Origin of the sequence: Bacillus sp. FSL K6-1338, assembly GCF_038006965.1 — a bacterium.
In the GTDB taxonomy this organism is placed as follows: domain Bacteria; phylum Bacillota; class Bacilli; order Bacillales; family Bacillaceae_G; genus Bacillus_A; species Bacillus_A thuringiensis_S.
Window position 1 is genome coordinate 2,075,991 of sequence record NZ_JBBOWI010000001.1, and the last position, 15,910, is coordinate 2,091,900.

A 15,910-nucleotide genomic window follows, 5' to 3' on the forward strand; every position below is an offset into this window, starting at 1 on the left:
AAGGGATTTGGCATTTTTGATGTTTTTAAAAATAAACAACCTTAAAACTGCTCATTTAGAAGATTTAGTTTTAGTAGCGGCCATTGAACGTTTTTATGATAGTTTACCTGATAAATGGAGAGAAATAGTAGCAGACAATATTGATTGTGCTAGTTATGTAGATGGGAAATATGAAGCGCACGTTTTAATGGAAAATGGTATGGAAATAAAAATAGAAATCTTTTATGTGGAAGAAGACAAAGATGAAGAATGGATATATAAAGCTTATAAAGTTTTATTATAGAAATTTCATTTTCATACAAAGGGGAATTGATATGAATTTTGTAAACTTTGAAACACAAGAGCAATTTAAACAGTTACAAAAAAATAATGTTGTAATTGTGAAATGGAAAAAAAGCGTAAGGCAGTACAAGGAATTAGGAGAAATCACACATCATAATTCTTACACAATTAATCGTATAAATGAATTGATTTTGAAAATAGTTTAGATGTTGTTGGAAATATAGTTAGTATATGTCCGAACTGTCATAGGTTGATTCATTATGGAAGAGACAAAGATAAGAAAAAAGTTTTAGAACTTCTCTTTGAACAAAGAAAAGATTCTTTGAAGAAGTTCGGTATTGAGGTATCTCTCAAAGAGCTATTTGGATACTATGGAATTCTAAAATAAGAATATTCATAGCTATAGTGAAGGTAGAATGTTTCATACTTAAACATAGCTATTATTGTGATGGAAATTTAAATTTCGCCTTTTGAAAGTATCAATAATTTGTATTATTTTTATAGGGTTATATATTTTTCTTTTGCTCTGCTGTATAGCAGAGCTCTTTTTTTGTCGTACAAAAGCCACCTATATATGTGAAGTGCACCCCAATTGTTAGGCTGTGTCTAACAATTGGGGTGCACTTCAGTCCTGTCGGGCGGCTTCTTTTAATTTATATTCACCAATTCATCAAACTTAAACTTAGTATTCAAACCAAAGGCATCTGTACAATATATAGTTTTCGTCATCGGTTCAATATGTAATACATTTATGTACATGTCTTGCACCATTCCATCACGATAGTATGAGATATGTATTTCTTCTTCCTCGTGAAAAGATTGCATTAACGCTCTTTCTATTCGTTCCATAGTATCTTGTGTTAAAAAAGGTTTAGGTACTTTATATTGTTCCTCAAACATTCTATGTATTTCCTCGTATTGCTCCGGTATTGAAGCAAACGGATTCCATTTCACCATACCTCTTCCACGTACTACAGGAAAGCTGTTATATCCCATGATGTAATACCTCACGTTTGTTTTTTTAACTCCACTACAAACATGTGTTCTTTTTTAAGGTTTGAAAAGGGACCATTTTGTTAACATGAATATTCAAAAATAATTTTTTCAAGTTAGAATATTCAAAAACTTATTTATGCAAACAAGCATGTCATGATAACATTTAACAAAAGGGGGTAGAAGTAGATGAGTGTTGACATTATTTCTAAAGAAGAAATCACAAAATTATTAAACGAATGGTATCAAGCTATGATTTCACAACGTGTATTACAGTCTCAGAAAATAAAAGAAGATATTGCAAATAAAATCAATAATATTAAGGAAGACCAAACAATATTAGTCTACTACGCTTTATTGAATGCACGGTATAAACTGCTAATTCGGGATATGGATAGTACAAAAGATATTCTGGACAAAATCGAGCCTTTACCAGAGTCTACAGAAACATTTTTAGAGTACTATCATCATTTATTTAAAGCAATTTACGCTATTAATAAAGCAAACCATAGTGAAGCAAGAATGCAATTTGAAAAAGCTGAAACGTTTTTAGAGTACATGCATGATGAAATTGAAAAAGCTGAATTTAATTATTGGCTTGCAGTCCATTACTATCACGTATTAAAACCGATCCTAGCAGTTCAATTTGCTACAAAGGCGAATGAAGTATTTTCAATTAGTCCAGGGTATGAATTAAAAACTGCAGCATGCTTAAATACTTTAGGAATGGCACACATTCGACTAAATGAATTCGAAAGTGCAGAGGAATATTTACTTTCAGCACTAGGTACCTTCCAAAAATCTAATGATGAACTTCTTATTAAACGAGTTAAGCATAATTTAGGACTTTTATACGCAAGTCAAAACATGCCAGAGTTAGCAATTAAACACTTAGAGGATTCATTAGAAAATAACGCTAAAACTATGTTTCTTTTAGCAAGAGAACATTTTAAGTTAGGTTATAGTCATATCGCTAATGAATATATTGAGAATGGCTATAAGATTAGCGACTTATGTTATCGTCATCATTTCCGAATTTTAAAAGCAGTACATAACTATGTACCGCAAGAAGAATTAGAAAATGTGGTTATAGAAGGTATTTCGTATTTTGAAAAAGAAGAATTATATGATTGGGTAAAAGAATATGCTTCTCTTTTAGGTGAAATATTCTATGGTTCAGAAAATCACAGAAAAGCAAGCAAGTATTTGCACATCGCTTTAGATGCAGACAAAAAGAGCATAGAAAGAAGGGCGCTAAAATGAAAAAAGCAATCTTATTAATGATGATGTTATCCGCTGTTTTTACTTTTGGTCTTACTAATGTAAAAGACATACCACAAAACGAAGCAATTGAAGTGTTTATGGATCATGGAGAACATATTTAAAACCTAAGGAAGAGGGCGCTTATAGTGTCCTCTTTTTAATATCTATTATCTATATGATGAGGTTGCAGGTACGTCTTTTGGTTATTGTTTGATAAACGTAAGATGTTTCTAAAAATGTGTATACAAAGGTGTAATTTTGTACTGTATATGTTCACATATTTGCTCACATTTTGTTCACGTACTATATAAAAAAGTATGAAAATCTATAAAAATAATTATTTCAATAAAATTTGTTTTAGATATTAAAAAGTGCCAAAACCCTTGTGGTATAAGGGGTTTGGCACTTTTGTGTTTTTTATATTTTATCAAATAAACAACCCTAAAACTGCTCATTCTTCTCCCAAGATTCAACGATATAATGTGCAATCGTCGGATTGAAGCCTTTACCAACTAAAAACATAATCGCAGCAACTTCTGTTAATGCGTGTTCATGTGATGTATGTTTTGCTTCATTTAAACCGTAATCTACCCATGGTTTTACGAAATCTAGTACGGGTTTCTTGAAAGGTAAAAACTGTGTACCGACAACTTGTTGAATTTGTTGTTGTGTTGGTTCTGTAATTGGTCCAGGTGGTAAGATTTGTGGTTGTGTAATGTCTAATGTTGGCCCAGGCGGTAAAATTTGTGGCTGAGTTGGATCTATTGTTGGTGGTTTAGGTGGTGAGACACGTGCGTCGTAGTTTGGTTGATACATTTGTTGTTGGTATTGCGGTTGAGTTGTGTATGGGTTTTGTGGTGTTACATATGGATTTTGCTGATATTGTTGTTCTTGGTTTTGTGGTGCTGCATATGGATTTTGAGGATATTGTTGTTCTTGGTTTTGTGCTACTGCATATGGATTTTGAGGATATTCATAATTTGGACGTGTGTCATATGGATTTTGTTGAAATTCAGTTTCTTGATTTTGCGTTGTTGCATATGGATTTTCGTCATATTGTTGTTCTTGTTGCTGTAACTCTTGTTCTTCGTATTGTTCTGTGTATCTCTGTTCCTGCTGTTGAGGGTAAAATGGTTGCCTTGGGTAAGGCGGTTGATTATTATAGAACATGTTTATTCCTCCTTCATGATGATGCCTACCACCTAGTGTATGGGCAGACAAGAAAATATGTGATGAAAAAATGCGGGCGTGTTACAATAAGTAACTGGGTGAAGATAAAATGACAAAACAAGAAAAAATCCAAAAAACAATTACTTTTGTAAAACATATTTTAGAAAAAGATGCGAGTGGGCATGATTGGTATCATATTGAGCGTGTACATAAACTGGCGATTTCTTTATCTGAGCAAGAAGGTGGAAATCGTTTTATAATTGAAATGGCAGCATTACTTCACGATGTGGCAGATGAAAAGCTAAATGAAAGTGAAGCAGCAGGAATGAAAAAAGTTTCTGATTGGTTAGAAGAGTTACGTGTTGAAGAAGAGGAAAGTAAACATATTCTTCATATCATCGCCAATATGTCTTATAAAGGTGGCCATGGCGGCACAGTAGAGTCACTTGAAGGGAAAATTGTTCAAGATGCGGATCGTTTAGATGCTCTTGGTGCAATTGGAATTGCTCGTACATTTGCATATGGCGGGGCAAAAGGGAGATTAATGTATGACCCAACTATTCCGCCGCGTGAAGAAATGACGAAAGAAGAGTATAGAAAAAATAATGATCCATCTTTAAATCATTTTTATGAAAAACTTTTGAAATTAAAAGATTTAATGAATACGAATGCAGCAAAACAAGAGGCTGAAATTCGTCATCGTTACATGGAACAGTTTATTGAACAATTTATGAAAGAGTGGAATGCACAAATATGAAAATGTTAACTGTGGAGAACTTATCAAAATCATATGGAGAAAAGCCGTTATTTGATGGATTATCATGTAGTATTACAGAAGGACAACGTGTCGGAATTATTGGTGTAAACGGTACTGGTAAATCGACATTATTAAAAATTATTGCAGGATTAGAAACTCCTGATACAGGTGATATGACGCATTCACGTGGGTATACAATTAGTTATTTATCACAGCAACCAGATTTTGATGAAAAACTAACAGTATTAGAGCAAGTGTTCCATGGTGATACACCTTTAATTCGTCTTCTTCGTGATTATGAAAAAGCACTATTAAATATTGAAAAAGATCCAAGTAATGAAAAAGTACAGGAACAATTATTTGCAGTGCAGCAACGTATGGATGCAATGAGTGCATGGGAAGCAAATGCAAATGCGAAATCTCTTCTAACGAAATTAGGAATTACAGATTTCACTGCAATTGTTGGAAATTTATCTGGTGGACAGAAAAAACGTATCGCAATGGCACAATGTTTTATTGAAACACCTGATTTATTAATTTTAGACGAGCCTACGAACCATCTTGACCATGAGACAGTTGAATGGTTAGAAGAATATTTAGCAAGATATACAGGTGCGGTATTACTTGTAACCCATGATCGTTATTTCTTAGATCGTGTGACGAATCGTATTTTTGAATTAGATAATGGTAAATTATATAGCTACGAAGGAAACTATAGTACATTTTTAGAAGCGAAAGCACTTCGCGAAGAGCAAGAATTGGCACAAGAATCCAAACGCCAAAATTTATATCGTCGTGAACTTGCTTGGATTCGTCGTGGTGCAAAAGCCCGTTCTACGAAACAAAAGGCGCGTATTCAGCGTTTTGATGAGCTAAAGGAACAAGAAGGACCAGCTGCAAAACAGTCAGTTGATATTGCACTAAGTGGAAGTCGTCTAGGAAAGAAAGTACTTGAGTTAAAAGATGTAACGAAAAAATTTGGCGATAAGACGGTATTACATAATTTTAATCATATTGTGAAACCAGGTGATCGTATTGGAATTATTGGGGCGAACGGAAGCGGGAAATCTTCTCTATTAAATATGCTTGCAGGTAAGTTATCTCCTGATAGTGGTGAAGTTGAAGTAGGACAAACTGTAAAAGTTGCTTATTATACGCAAGAAAATGAAGAGATGAATTTAAATCAGCGTATGATTGAATACATTAAAGAGATTGCAGAAGTTATTCATACAACAGATGGAAAAGTAATTGGTGCATCTCAAATGTTAGAACGTTTCTTATTCCCGACTCATTCACATGGTACACCGCTTGGTAAACTATCTGGTGGTGAAAGAAGACGTTTATATTTATTACGTATTTTAATGGGAGAACCAAACGTACTTTTACTTGATGAACCTACGAACGATCTAGATACACAAACATTAACAGTACTAGAAGATTATTTAGAAGATTTCCCAGGTGTCGTTTTAACTGTATCGCATGACCGTTACTTCTTAGATAAGGTAGTAGATGAACTGTTCATCTTTACTGGCGGAGGCGAAGTGCGTGAGTTCCTAGGTAGTTATACAGATTATTTAGAAATGGAAAAAACGAGAGAACTTATGGAGAAAGCGGAAGTTCAAAAAGAGAAAAAAGTAGTAGAAGAAGCTCCAAAACAACAACGTAAACGTAAACTTTCATACAATGAGCAGCGTGAATGGGAAACGATTGAAGATACAATTGCCGAACTTGAAGAGAAAATTGAGTCAATTGGGGAAGAACTTGCGAAAGTTGGATCTGACTTCACAAAGGCACAAGAATTATCTGAAGCACAGCAGAAAACAGAAGAAGAGCTAGAAAAAAAGATGGAAAGATGGAGTGAACTATCAGACATCGTTGAAGGATTAAAATAAAAACAAGCTGCATATATTGAAAAGTAAAGAGAAAAACTTTACACTATTGGTAGAACCTATTTTAGGAGGGAAAAAATGAGAACATCTAATCCAATGTTGAAAAAAGAGGCATTCCGTAAAGAGGGAGCAAGCGCTTCTGCGATGACGATTGGCGGAACAGTAGGCAAAACGTTCATTATGCTTATCTTGCTACTTGCAACGTCTGTCTATTCATACATACAAATGATGCAGGGGACGATGAAGATGCCAGTATTAATTGGTGCTTTAATCGTTGCGGCAATCATCGCATTTGCGTCTATGTTCTTCCCGCGTATTTCACCTTTTGGTGCACCAATCTATGCAGCGGTAGAAGGGGTTGTGTTAGGAAGTATTTCAGCAGTTTATACAATGAAATTTGGCGATTCTATCGTTTTAAATGCTGTATTACTAACAATCTCAATTCTATTTGCAATGTTAGTGTTATATGCAACACGCGTAGTAAAAGTAACGGATAAATTCCGTACAGGCGTTATGGCAGCAACACTTGGAATTATGGTTATGTATTTAGTCGTATTCCTACTAAATATGTTTGGTGTAACTGTTCCATACATTCACCAAGGTGGTACAATCGGTATTATTATTAGTGCAGTTGTTATCGTAGTTGCTGCATTAAACTTATTACTAGATTTCGATTTAATCGAAAATGGTGTACGTAGTCAAGCTCCGAAATATATGGAGTGGTATACTGCGATGGGACTAATGCTTACATTAGTATGGTTATACTTAGAAATTCTTCGTTTCGTTTCTTACTTTACGAAAAATGACTAATAAAAAAATCCTGCATGAAAAATGCAGGATTTTTTTATTTTTAAAGATAAATTGATTTTATGGTATAATATGGATATTGGTAACTTGAGTTAAGGGGGGATGGAATATGATGAAAGAGAAGAAAGTGATTATGAAAAAGCTATTTTCTAAAAGTTTTTTCATAGAACTAGATGATGCTTTAACGTATCCATCATCAAAAGTCATTACTTCAGCAATAGAGAGATATGCGGCTGAATGCAATGAAAGACTAAAATTTGAGAGTAAAGTTAAACCGATTACTTTCTACTTAGAAAATGTAATGTACCGTGCTGAAATAAAGATGGCTCGCGGAGGATATTACATATCTTGTACTGAAGTGTAATAAATTTTGAAACTATACATGTTTGAACTATGTATGGTTTCTTTTTTTGTTTTGTAAGGTCCAAAATAATACTTTCTACTTACGGATATATCATTTTGTGCTTTTTACCATTCAAACATTTCTCCTTACAATGAAGAAAAACATGTGAGGTGGTATAACTTATGATGAATCGAGTTGTATTAATCGGTAGATTGACAAAGGAGCCAGAATTATACTACACAAAACAAGGCGTCGCTTATGCACGAATATGTGTTGCGGTGAATAGAGGATTTCGAAATAGTTTAGGTGAACAACAAGTCGATTTTATTAATTGTGTCGTTTGGCGCAAATCGGCTGAGAATGTAGCTGAATATTGTAAGAAGGGATCGCTCGTTGGGATTACAGGGCGTATTCAGACTAGTAATTACGATGATGAACAAGGCAAGAGAATATATAGAACTGAAGTTGTGATTGAGAGTATTACCTTTTTGGAGAGAAGGCGGGAGGGGGCATCGTAATAAAAGGTGATTTTAAGTAATAGCTTCGGAAAAAATTGTGGAAAGTATTTTAATAAACTTAAAGAGGGGATACCGCCAGCTTTTTTGAAAAAACAAGTAAAGAGTATACAAAATTTTAGAACGTTTTTTGGCTAATCCAGTAACAAACGAGAATCGTAAAACCCATCACAGGATAGGAATGTATAAAAAGATGAATCGAGTGATAGAAAATAAAAAAAGGGATTCCTTCTGAGCGTAAGGAATCCTCCTTTTTGTTGCTACCGATAATAGGACGTTATGTTAATTAGAAATGTATACGATATTCATAAAATCCGAACTGTTCAATTTGTTAAAAAAAACTATAGCTGAAATTCTTTCTTTATAATTTCAGCTACTTCTGTAGCATTTAAATTCGTATTATTGATTCTTATATAATTTTTCTCTGTAATTTCTCCTTCTCTTGAATTTAATCTAAAATTTTCAAATGTGCTTAATAAATTTTGTTCAGATTGTTCAATATTTCTTTTCGTTGGCTTATGTTCAAGTCGATGAGGTGTTTTATTTCGTTGAAGTCTTTCTTCTACATCAGCTTCTAATTCAACAAAATAAATATCAACCCCTTGGGAACGAAAAATATTACATATACTTTCAACATCATCCCAATCGTTCTTTTCATTAAACGCCCATACGTATGTGAAAATCATTCCATAATGTTCACTCTTTGAAAATGATTGAAATATTTCCTTTCGAAAAAGATGGGTCAATCGCCACATTTCCGAAGAGAATCCATACAATGGCTCCAATAAATCAATTGTCATATGGTTATGAAATAATTTTAAATTAGTCATCTTTGCTAGTTCTTGTCCAACTGTCATTTTCCCAACTGCTTGTGGCCCAAATATCAAAACAAACTTTTTCATCGAATTCCCTCCAAAAAATAATAAGACATTAATTACAAAATAAGAGATTCTGTAAATGTATCATAATCAAAATATTTTGTAGAATCTATATACTTTTCTGCCTTTTGTATTATAAAAATAGTTGTCTTCCAATAACGAAAAATATGTAAATAAGCTATCCATATGGATAGCTTATTTACATATTTTTTTGTTTAGCGTGTTTTTTTCAAAAATAATGGCGATGCCTCAAGAAATGGATAAAAAATAAAAATCATCGGAAACGAAAGCTTTTAAAATCCCGTTCCTAATTTAAAATGTAAAAAGAATGAAATAGTATGGTAGCGGGAAGAAAGTAGTAAAATTAAGCATCCGAGTAGGAGTATAGAGTGATAACATGTTACAATACAGCTAAGAACATGCAATAAAGGAGAGTTTTTTACGTGAAGATTAAAGCAATTGAACCGACGCCAAGTCCAAATACAATGAAAGTTATTTTGAATGAAGTATTACCATCAGGAGCGCGTAATAATTATACTAATGAAAATAAAGAACAAGCACCAATGCAAGTGCAAGAAATTTTGAAAATTGAAGGCATTAAAGGTGTGTATCATGTAGCCGACTTTTTAGCAGTGGAGCGAAATGCGAAGTATGACTGGAAAGTTTTATTACAACAAGTTCGTGCTGTTTTCGGCGAAGAAGTATTGGAAGAAAGTGAAGAACAACAACTTGCTCATTTTGGAGAAGTGAAAGTGTTTGTTCAAATGTTCTTTACAATTCCAATGCAAGTAAAGTTAACAGATGGAACGACGGAAGAACGTGTTGGTTTACCAGATCGTTTTAAAGAATCAATTATGAAAGTGCAAATGTCTGCACCAAACGTTGTAAAAGAGCGTAAATGGGTAGAACAAAGTACACGTTACGGTAATTTTGAAGAAATCGGGAAAGAAGTAGTGGAAGAGATTGTTGCTGCTTATTCAGAAGAACGTGTAAATGAAACGGTTAAAGAATTATTAAATCAAGCAGGTGCTGTTGAAGTAACGATTCAAAAGCGTGAGCCATATAAAGTAACAGAAGAGATGATGAAAGATTCTGACTGGAAAAACCGTTTTGCAGCATTAGAACAAATGGATCCTACTGAAGAAGATATTCCAGTGTTGAAGATGGCGTTAGATGATGAAAAAGTTTCAATACGCCGCTTAGCAACAGCGTATTTAGGTATGGTAAAAGGTGATGAAGTATTACCGTTATTATATAAAGCGTTGTTAGATCGCTCTGTAAGTGTTCGCCGTACTGCAGGAGATTGTTTATCAGATGTAGGTGATCCGGCAGCGATGTTCGTTATGATTAAATCTCTGAAAGATCCAAGCAAATTAGTACGCTGGCGTGCAGCGATGTTCTTATTTGAACTTGGAGATGAAAGTGCGATTCCAGCATTAAAAGCAGCGCAAGATGATCCAGAGTTTGAAGTAGCGATGCAAGCACGTCTAGCATTAGAGCGTATTGAAGGCGGAGAAGAAGCAAAAGGTTCTGTATGGAAACAAATGACGGAGTCACGTAAAGGGGAATAATGTATGATTGTTTTCTATGATAGTTGGTGTCCGATGTGTACGGCCGTTGCAGAACGTACGAAAAAATTAGATAAAAAGGGTAAGATGAAATTTGTTTCATTTCGAAATGAAGATGTAGTTGAGAAGTATGAGCTTTCTCAAGAACTACAAAGTAAGATGGAACAAAGACTGTATATTTTTAAAAATAATAAGTGGTATGACGGTATTCAGAGCATAGATGTATTAGCAAAGGCCGTTCCATCTTATTGGTTTGCAGTTCCTTTTATAAAGCTATCTATCGTACTTGGTTTTGGAAGTAAAGTATACGATTATATCGCTAATAATAGAAAACTTGTTCCAGTGGGACATTGCCGCGGTGGGGTTTGTGAAATCCCTACAAAAAAATGAAATCATCGTTATCTTTCTTTTGCACCTATTAATAGAGCGTGATATGATGAATTTGGAATGAAAGTTGAAGGAGAGATTACAAGATGTCAAATGCTTATGAAGAATACATGCGCCAAATGGTAATCCCAATGCGCCAAGAGTTAGTGCGTTCTGGGTTTGAAGAGTTAACTACAGAAGAAGCTGTAACAGAATTTATGGAAAATACATCAGGTACAACTTTAGTAGTTGTAAACTCTGTTTGTGGTTGTGCAGCTGGTTTAGCACGTCCATCAGCAGGTCAAGCGGTTGTTCGTGCTGAAAAACAACCTGATCATCTTGTAACTGTATTCGCAGGTCAAGATAAAGATGCTACCGCAAAAATGCGTGAATACTTCGGAGAAATCCCTCCATCTTCACCATCTATGGCATTATTAAATGGAAAAGAAGTTGTTCACTTCATTCACCGTCATGAAATTGAAGGTGCAACTATGGACGAAATTATTACGAACTTAGAGCAAGCTTTCGAAAAGAATTGCTAAAGAAGGGGGAGAGTAAATCTCCCTCTTTTCTTTATATAGAGGTGAAAGAATGATAGTAACAACAGCAGGAAGAACAAATAAAGAAATGACAGCATATGCAAAGGAGGTAGCAGAAGAATTAAATCGTTCTTTTATTTTACGTAATGATATACCAGTGCATAAATTACATGAGCAGTATGAACAAGATGTACTTGTCGTAGGAAAGAACCGATTAGCTATTTATCCGAAAGGTACGGAAGAATCATTTTTCTTTCATCCGAACTCAGCGATGTTTCGTGTGAAAAGGTTAATGCGTGGAGAGCACGATCCGTTTGTACAAGCTGCTAAATTAGAGAGCGGAATGACAGTGTTAGATTGTACGCTCGGTATGGCATCAGATAGTATTGTAGCTAGTTATGTTGTTGGTGAAAGTGGAACAGTAACAGGACTTGAAGGCAATGAATATATGGCTTATATCATGAAAAATGGTTTGAAAACATGGTCTTCATCTGTTTCTGAAATCGATGAAGCAATGCAAAGAATCCTAGTAAAGCAAACGGAGCATTTTTCATTTTTAGCGCAATGTGAAGACGATAGTTACGATGTCGTTTACCTTGATCCTATGTTTGAAGAAACTGTCATAGAATCTGACGGAATTAAAGGATTAAAACACTTCGCTTTGTATCATGATATTACTGATGAAACAATTGCGGAGGCGAAGCGAGTGGCGAGAAAGCGTGTCGTATTAAAAGATCATTTCCGTAGTTCTAGATTTGAAAAACACAATTTTCACGTATACAAAAAAAAAAGTGCTAAGTTTCACTTTGGTGTAATTGACCCTTGCTAATTGTTTGAAAAGATGTATAATAAGCAATAATTAATTAAATATACTGTCTGTGATGAAGAGAGTAGTCTTTTTTAGAAGGAAAGCGAGCTGGGGATGGTGTGAGCCTAGTACGGAAGAAAAAGATGAAGCGCACTTCGGAGATGCTTCTTGAACGAATAGTAGAGAAAGCCGAGGCCCCCTGTCCTCGTTATAAACGGGAAAGTGGTTCGTAACGAACAACAAGGGTGGTACCACGGGTTAAAACTCGTCTCTTTTTTAGAGACGAGTTTTTTGTGTTTTAAAAAATAAGGAGGTTAAATCATGGATTATAAAATGCAGTTTGCGGAAAGTTTATCTAATATTTTCACGAATGAACTAACGCAAAAACAAATTTTAGATTTAATTGAAACACCGAAACAAGATGAATTTGGAGATGCAGCGTTCCCATGCTTTTCATTAGCAAAGAAATACAAAAAAGCACCAGCTATTATCGCAAAGGAAGTTGCTGAGAAATTAAATAATCCGTTTTTTATGAAAGTAGAAGCCGTTGGTCCTTATGTAAATGTATTTTTCAATCGTGAAACTGTAAGTGATGCAGTATTAAAAACAGTTTTAGCTGAGAAAGAAGAGTTCGGTCAAAACCACTTTGGCTGTGAAAAAACAGTAGTAATTGATTATTCCTCTCCTAATATCGCGAAACCTTTTTCGATGGGGCATTTACGTTCTACAATGATAGGAAATTCGCTGAAACATATCGCTGAAAAATGTGGCTATGAAGTTGTAGGAATCAATTATATTGGTGATTGGGGAACGCAGTTTGGAAAATTAATTACCGCATATAAAAAATGGGGAAATGAAGCAGTAGTTAAAGAGGATCCAATACGTGAATTATTTAAGTTATACGTTCAATTCCATGAAGAGGTAAAAGACGACGAAGAACTAGAAGAAGAAGGGCGTGCTTGGTTTAAGAAATTAGAAGAAGGTGATGAAGAAGCTGTTGAGCTTTGGAATTGGTTCCGTCATGAGTCCCTTAAAGAATTTTCTCGCATTTATGAACTTCTCGGTGTTGAATTTACTAATTTTCAAGGAGAAGCATTTTATAATAACTTAATGGAAGATTTTATTGGGATTTTAGAAGAGCATGATTTGCTTGAAGAATCAGAAGGCGCATTAGTCGTTAATTTAGAAGAAGAAGGAATGCCGCCCTGCTTAATTAGAAAATCAGATGGTGCGACGATTTATGCAACGCGTGACTTAACAGCAGCTTTATATCGTCAAAACACTTATGGGTTTGATAAAGCGCTATATGTTGTTGGTCCAGAACAAAGCTTACATTTCAATCAATTTTTCACTGTATTAAAAAAACTTGGCTATACTTGGGTTGATGGTATGGAACACGTACCGTTTGGCTTCATTTTAAAAGATGGTAAGAAAATGTCGACACGTAAAGGAAGAGTTATTTTACTTGAAGAAGTACTCGAAGAAGCAATCGAACTTGCAAAACAAAATATTGAAGAGAAAAATCCAAACTTAAAACAAAAAGAAGTAGTAGCAAAGCAAGTCGGTGTTGGTGCAGTCATCTTCCACGATTTAAAAAATGAGCGTATGCACAATATTGAATTCTCATTAGAAAACATGCTGAAATTTGAAGGAGAAACAGGCCCGTACGTACAGTACACACATGCACGTGCTTGTTCTATTTTAAGAAAAGAAAGTGTAGAATTTGAAACATGTACATTTGCTTTAAAAGACGATCATAGCTGGAGTGTCGTAAAATTACTAAATAAATTCCCGCAAATAATTGAAGCAGCTTTCAATAAAAATGAGCCATCGATTATTTCGAAATATGTATTAGATGTAGCACAATCATTCAATAAATATTACGGTAATGTTCGTATATTAGAAGAGAGCAAAGAAAAAGACAGCAGACACGCATTGGTTTATGCTGTGACGGTTGTATTAAAAGAAGGATTACGTTTACTTGGGGTGGAGGCACCTGAGGAAATGTAACATAGTAGTAAACTGACAAACTGGGTCTAGTATAAACCTGGTTTGTTTTTTTATTGGATATATATTTTTTTTGCAAAATCAATTAAAATCTTTTTAGAGAGGGTGATTCATATTGATTCGAACTTTTATTTTACAAATTCCTTGTCATAGAAGATTAGATAGGAGTTTTTTTAAACTACAAAAGTACATACCTTTATGTGCGCGTTGTACAGGCATGCTTATTGGTATTTTAATGTTTCCAATTTATTTTTATATGACACCTTCATTTCTTTTGGCAATCATACTATCATTTTTCGCTCAAATGCCGTTACTTATCGATGGGTTCACCCAAAAGTGGAAATGGAGAAGTAGCTCAAATTTGCTAAGAATAACTACTGGTGTATTAAGCGGTAATGGTATGGGATTATTCATTTCCTCTAGTGTTATATGGATATTATCTTAAGATATATAGTAATGGAGGTATTTACATAGATGTTCTGGATTTATTTAATTCTAATTTTTATTTCAGGCGGAAGTGGAATTGGTTTTATGACTCAAAATAAGTATACAGAAGCAATAATAGCTTTTGTTATTTGTATACTATTGTTTGGGCTACTGTATTATTATCTTAAAAGAAACAAAAGAAAGAGAAAAGCAGATTGTGACGATTTAGACTGTACGGATTGTTTTGATTGTGATTGTACTTGTTAAATTTTTCTTCCAAATAAAAAGCTAGTGTATTATTAAAAATACACTAGCTTTTTTGCTTTGAAATTTTAAGAAAAGTGTAGGAATACGGCTATTATATAGAGAACTTTAGTTTTGTATATAAAAGGAGGCGGGAAAATAATCTGTTTTGAACCACATTGGATTTCTAATATGGCTTCTTATTTACTAGATGGGGAGAAACAATCGGAATTTATTCAGCTAGGTGTTTTGCAGAAATTATTTGAAAGTGATACGCAAAGAAATGGTAAAGATGGCAATATAGGCATGAAAATACCGATATATTTAAGTGAATTAGGTGTGAAAAATATTGAATGTAGAGTAAGCGATAAAGTGAACTTTTTAGATTCAAATATGCATCACAATGATAAAAACGATTTGTATCAATCATTAAAAGAAGAGGGGATTGCAGGTGATCCGGGTGATAAGCAACAATTTGTAGAACGTTTAATAGCCAGAGGATTAACATATGATAATGCGCTAGCTCAATATGAAGCTGAACTACGATTTTTTAAGGCATTTCATCTTCATTCTTTTTTAGTATATGCTCCGAATATGAAAATTACATTTGGTGAAATAGAATGTTGAAAGATAGTGATTTATTAAGGAGTGCTACCTTCAATATACGGAACCATGATAGTCTTTGGTTGGAGAGATTAGAAGCTATTTGTGAGGAAATTCGAACTATTTCTCCACATATTCTTGCTCTACAGGAGGTTAGAAGTTGTGTTAATTTGAATTCAAAGAAAAATGTTGCACAGTATATAGCGGGTCAAATAGGGTATCCGTTTTGTATATTTAAGGAGTACCCTGATTTAATGAATGAGAAAAATGTCATTTTTTGTTGGTAAGTCGATATTCACCGTATAATCGCTGATATATCTTGAAAATCGCCGATATATTTAAATTATCGCCGGTATAATTTCATGTACTGTTTTTAACTGACAAAAGATAGGATACACATGTTACGTTATTCTATATAATCAAACAAAATACAGAGAAAAACAATCATTTTTA

Annotated in this window: 19 protein-coding genes, 3 pseudogenes and 1 other annotated feature; of the genes and pseudogenes, 19 read left to right on the plus strand and 3 right to left on the minus strand. The window is 34.0% G+C overall.

Annotation, left to right across the window (positions count from 1 at the left end; translation table 11 throughout):
* Positions 1–19: 19 nt before the first annotated feature.
* The 3 genes and pseudogenes from NZ044_RS10815 to NZ044_RS10825 all read left to right on the plus strand — a co-directional run.
* A complete protein-coding gene (locus tag NZ044_RS10815) occupies positions 20–283 on the plus strand; it encodes a hypothetical protein (RefSeq protein WP_000478848.1) in 264 nt (87 codons plus the stop codon).
* 31 nt (positions 284–314) lie between these two features.
* On the plus strand, positions 315–488 hold the full coding sequence (locus tag NZ044_RS10820) for a hypothetical protein (protein WP_001012095.1): 174 nt from the start codon (positions 315–317) through the stop codon (positions 486–488).
* A pseudogene (locus NZ044_RS10825) lies at positions 470–670 on the plus strand (HNH endonuclease); the annotation flags it as partial. The gene NZ044_RS10820 and the pseudogene NZ044_RS10825, both read left to right, overlap by 19 nt.
* A gap of 260 nt (positions 671–930) precedes the next feature.
* On the opposite strand, the gene NZ044_RS10830 reads toward NZ044_RS10825, so the two are convergent.
* Positions 931–1,278: a YolD-like family protein gene (locus NZ044_RS10830; protein ID WP_000541073.1), complete on the minus strand. Its 348-nt coding sequence runs from the start codon at positions 1,276–1,278 to the stop codon at positions 931–933.
* A 186-nt stretch (positions 1,279–1,464) separates the two neighbouring features.
* Between NZ044_RS10830 and NZ044_RS10835 the strand changes: the two genes are divergently transcribed.
* Together NZ044_RS10835 and NZ044_RS10840 are read left to right on the plus strand one after the other, a co-directional pair.
* Positions 1,465–2,538, plus strand: coding sequence for a response regulator aspartate phosphatase (locus NZ044_RS10835; RefSeq protein ID WP_017763084.1), 1,074 nt, complete (start codon positions 1,465–1,467; stop codon positions 2,536–2,538).
* Positions 2,535–2,660: a hypothetical protein gene (locus NZ044_RS10840; protein ID WP_000709202.1), complete on the plus strand. Its 126-nt coding sequence runs from the start codon at positions 2,535–2,537 to the stop codon at positions 2,658–2,660. Before NZ044_RS10835 ends, NZ044_RS10840 begins: the two co-directional genes overlap by 4 nt.
* A 319-nt stretch (positions 2,661–2,979) precedes the next feature.
* Here NZ044_RS10840 and NZ044_RS10845 read toward each other — a convergent pair whose 3' ends face one another.
* On the minus strand, positions 2,980–3,708 hold the full coding sequence (locus NZ044_RS10845; RefSeq protein ID WP_098505723.1) for a hypothetical protein: 729 nt from the start codon (positions 3,706–3,708) through the stop codon (positions 2,980–2,982).
* A gap of 109 nt (positions 3,709–3,817) precedes the next feature.
* On the opposite strand from NZ044_RS10845, the gene NZ044_RS10850 reads away from it, so the two are divergent.
* The 5 genes from NZ044_RS10850 to NZ044_RS10870 all read left to right on the plus strand — a co-directional run bounded on the left by NZ044_RS10850 (position 3,818) and on the right by NZ044_RS10870 (position 8,022).
* Positions 3,818–4,465 carry an HD domain-containing protein gene (locus NZ044_RS10850; RefSeq protein ID WP_000165956.1) on the plus strand — a complete coding sequence of 216 codons (648 nt, stop codon included), beginning with the start codon at positions 3,818–3,820 and terminating at the stop codon, positions 4,463–4,465.
* Positions 4,462–6,357, plus strand: coding sequence for an ABC-F family ATP-binding cassette domain-containing protein (locus NZ044_RS10855; protein WP_000783164.1), 1,896 nt, complete (start codon positions 4,462–4,464; stop codon positions 6,355–6,357). Before NZ044_RS10850 ends, NZ044_RS10855 begins: the two co-directional genes overlap by 4 nt.
* Positions 6,358–6,432: 75 nt before the next feature.
* Positions 6,433–7,164, plus strand: a complete 732-nt coding sequence (locus tag NZ044_RS10860; protein WP_001260655.1) for a Bax inhibitor-1/YccA family protein — start codon at positions 6,433–6,435, stop codon at positions 7,162–7,164.
* A gap of 106 nt (positions 7,165–7,270) precedes the next feature.
* Positions 7,271–7,525: a DUF4318 domain-containing protein gene (locus tag NZ044_RS10865; protein WP_000975158.1), complete on the plus strand. Its 255-nt coding sequence runs from the start codon at positions 7,271–7,273 to the stop codon at positions 7,523–7,525.
* Positions 7,526–7,686: 161 nt separating this feature from the next.
* Positions 7,687–8,022 (plus strand): single-stranded DNA-binding protein, encoded by a 336-nt coding sequence (locus NZ044_RS10870; RefSeq protein WP_000982014.1) that lies wholly within the window; start codon positions 7,687–7,689, stop codon positions 8,020–8,022.
* A 338-nt stretch (positions 8,023–8,360) separates the two neighbouring features.
* Here the strand turns inward: NZ044_RS10870 and NZ044_RS10875 are convergent, their stop codons facing one another.
* A complete protein-coding gene (locus NZ044_RS10875) occupies positions 8,361–8,921 on the minus strand; it encodes an AAA family ATPase (RefSeq protein WP_000714952.1) in 561 nt (186 codons plus the stop codon).
* A 419-nt stretch (positions 8,922–9,340) separates the two neighbouring features.
* Here NZ044_RS10875 and NZ044_RS10880 point away from each other — a divergent pair, with 419 nt between their 5' ends.
* The 9 genes and pseudogenes from NZ044_RS10880 to NZ044_RS10920 all read left to right on the plus strand — a co-directional run.
* Positions 9,341–10,468, plus strand: coding sequence for a conserved virulence factor C family protein (locus NZ044_RS10880; RefSeq protein WP_000692564.1), 1,128 nt, complete (start codon positions 9,341–9,343; stop codon positions 10,466–10,468).
* A gap of 3 nt (positions 10,469–10,471) precedes the next feature.
* Positions 10,472–10,855: a thiol-disulfide oxidoreductase DCC family protein gene (locus tag NZ044_RS10885; RefSeq protein WP_000634884.1), complete on the plus strand. Its 384-nt coding sequence runs from the start codon at positions 10,472–10,474 to the stop codon at positions 10,853–10,855.
* 83 nt (positions 10,856–10,938) lie between these two features.
* Positions 10,939–11,373 carry a BrxA/BrxB family bacilliredoxin gene (locus tag NZ044_RS10890; protein WP_000063708.1) on the plus strand — a complete coding sequence of 145 codons (435 nt, stop codon included), beginning with the start codon at positions 10,939–10,941 and terminating at the stop codon, positions 11,371–11,373.
* Between the two features lie 49 nt (positions 11,374–11,422).
* Positions 11,423–12,199, plus strand: a complete 777-nt coding sequence (locus NZ044_RS10895) for a class I SAM-dependent methyltransferase (RefSeq protein WP_340949740.1) — start codon at positions 11,423–11,425, stop codon at positions 12,197–12,199.
* Positions 12,200–12,239: 40 nt separating this feature from the next.
* Positions 12,240–12,454 (plus strand) — a binding site (T-box leader).
* A 45-nt stretch (positions 12,455–12,499) separates the two neighbouring features.
* Entirely contained in the window at positions 12,500–14,188 is a 1,689-nt protein-coding gene (gene argS, locus NZ044_RS10900; RefSeq protein ID WP_098505724.1) for an arginine--tRNA ligase, read from the plus strand.
* Between the two features lie 112 nt (positions 14,189–14,300).
* A complete protein-coding gene (locus NZ044_RS10905; RefSeq protein ID WP_000621478.1) occupies positions 14,301–14,630 on the plus strand; it encodes a DUF2085 domain-containing protein in 330 nt (109 codons plus the stop codon).
* Between the two features lie 29 nt (positions 14,631–14,659).
* On the plus strand, positions 14,660–14,878 hold the full coding sequence (locus tag NZ044_RS10910; RefSeq protein ID WP_000498604.1) for a hypothetical protein: 219 nt from the start codon (positions 14,660–14,662) through the stop codon (positions 14,876–14,878).
* A gap of 117 nt (positions 14,879–14,995) precedes the next feature.
* Positions 14,996–15,481: pseudogene (locus tag NZ044_RS10915) on the plus strand (methyltransferase); the annotation flags it as partial.
* Positions 15,475–15,720, plus strand: a pseudogene (locus tag NZ044_RS10920) (hypothetical protein); the annotation flags it as partial. The pseudogenes NZ044_RS10915 and NZ044_RS10920, both read left to right, overlap by 7 nt.
* Between the last annotated feature and the right edge of the window lie 190 nt (positions 15,721–15,910).

Bases quoted from the DNA above. Each gene is read 5' to 3' on its own strand.
- argS (WP_098505724.1), top strand. From the start codon at position 12,500: ATGGATTATAAAATGCAGTTTGCGGAAAGTTTATCTAATATTTTCACG.
- NZ044_RS10860 (WP_001260655.1), top strand. From the start codon at position 6,433: ATGAGAACATCTAATCCAATGTTGAAAAAAGAGGCATTCCGTAAAGAG.
- NZ044_RS10865 (WP_000975158.1), top strand. From the start codon at position 7,271: ATGATGAAAGAGAAGAAAGTGATTATGAAAAAGCTATTTTCTAAAAGT.
- NZ044_RS10890 (WP_000063708.1), top strand. From the start codon at position 10,939: ATGTCAAATGCTTATGAAGAATACATGCGCCAAATGGTAATCCCAATG.
- NZ044_RS10855 (WP_000783164.1), top strand. From the start codon at position 4,462: ATGAAAATGTTAACTGTGGAGAACTTATCAAAATCATATGGAGAAAAG.
- NZ044_RS10840 (WP_000709202.1), top strand. From the start codon at position 2,535: ATGAAAAAAGCAATCTTATTAATGATGATGTTATCCGCTGTTTTTACT.
- NZ044_RS10820 (WP_001012095.1), top strand. From the start codon at position 315: ATGAATTTTGTAAACTTTGAAACACAAGAGCAATTTAAACAGTTACAA.
- NZ044_RS10845 (WP_098505723.1), bottom strand. From the start codon at position 3,708: ATGTTCTATAATAATCAACCGCCTTACCCAAGGCAACCATTTTACCCT.
- NZ044_RS10875 (WP_000714952.1), bottom strand. From the start codon at position 8,921: ATGAAAAAGTTTGTTTTGATATTTGGGCCACAAGCAGTTGGGAAAATG.
- NZ044_RS10830 (WP_000541073.1), bottom strand. From the start codon at position 1,278: ATGGGATATAACAGCTTTCCTGTAGTACGTGGAAGAGGTATGGTGAAA.
- NZ044_RS10815 (WP_000478848.1), top strand. From the start codon at position 20: ATGTTTTTAAAAATAAACAACCTTAAAACTGCTCATTTAGAAGATTTA.
- NZ044_RS10895 (WP_340949740.1), top strand. From the start codon at position 11,423: ATGATAGTAACAACAGCAGGAAGAACAAATAAAGAAATGACAGCATAT.
- NZ044_RS10910 (WP_000498604.1), top strand. From the start codon at position 14,660: ATGTTCTGGATTTATTTAATTCTAATTTTTATTTCAGGCGGAAGTGGA.
- NZ044_RS10850 (WP_000165956.1), top strand. From the start codon at position 3,818: ATGACAAAACAAGAAAAAATCCAAAAAACAATTACTTTTGTAAAACAT.
- NZ044_RS10885 (WP_000634884.1), top strand. From the start codon at position 10,472: ATGATTGTTTTCTATGATAGTTGGTGTCCGATGTGTACGGCCGTTGCA.
- NZ044_RS10870 (WP_000982014.1), top strand. From the start codon at position 7,687: ATGATGAATCGAGTTGTATTAATCGGTAGATTGACAAAGGAGCCAGAA.
- NZ044_RS10835 (WP_017763084.1), top strand. From the start codon at position 1,465: ATGAGTGTTGACATTATTTCTAAAGAAGAAATCACAAAATTATTAAAC.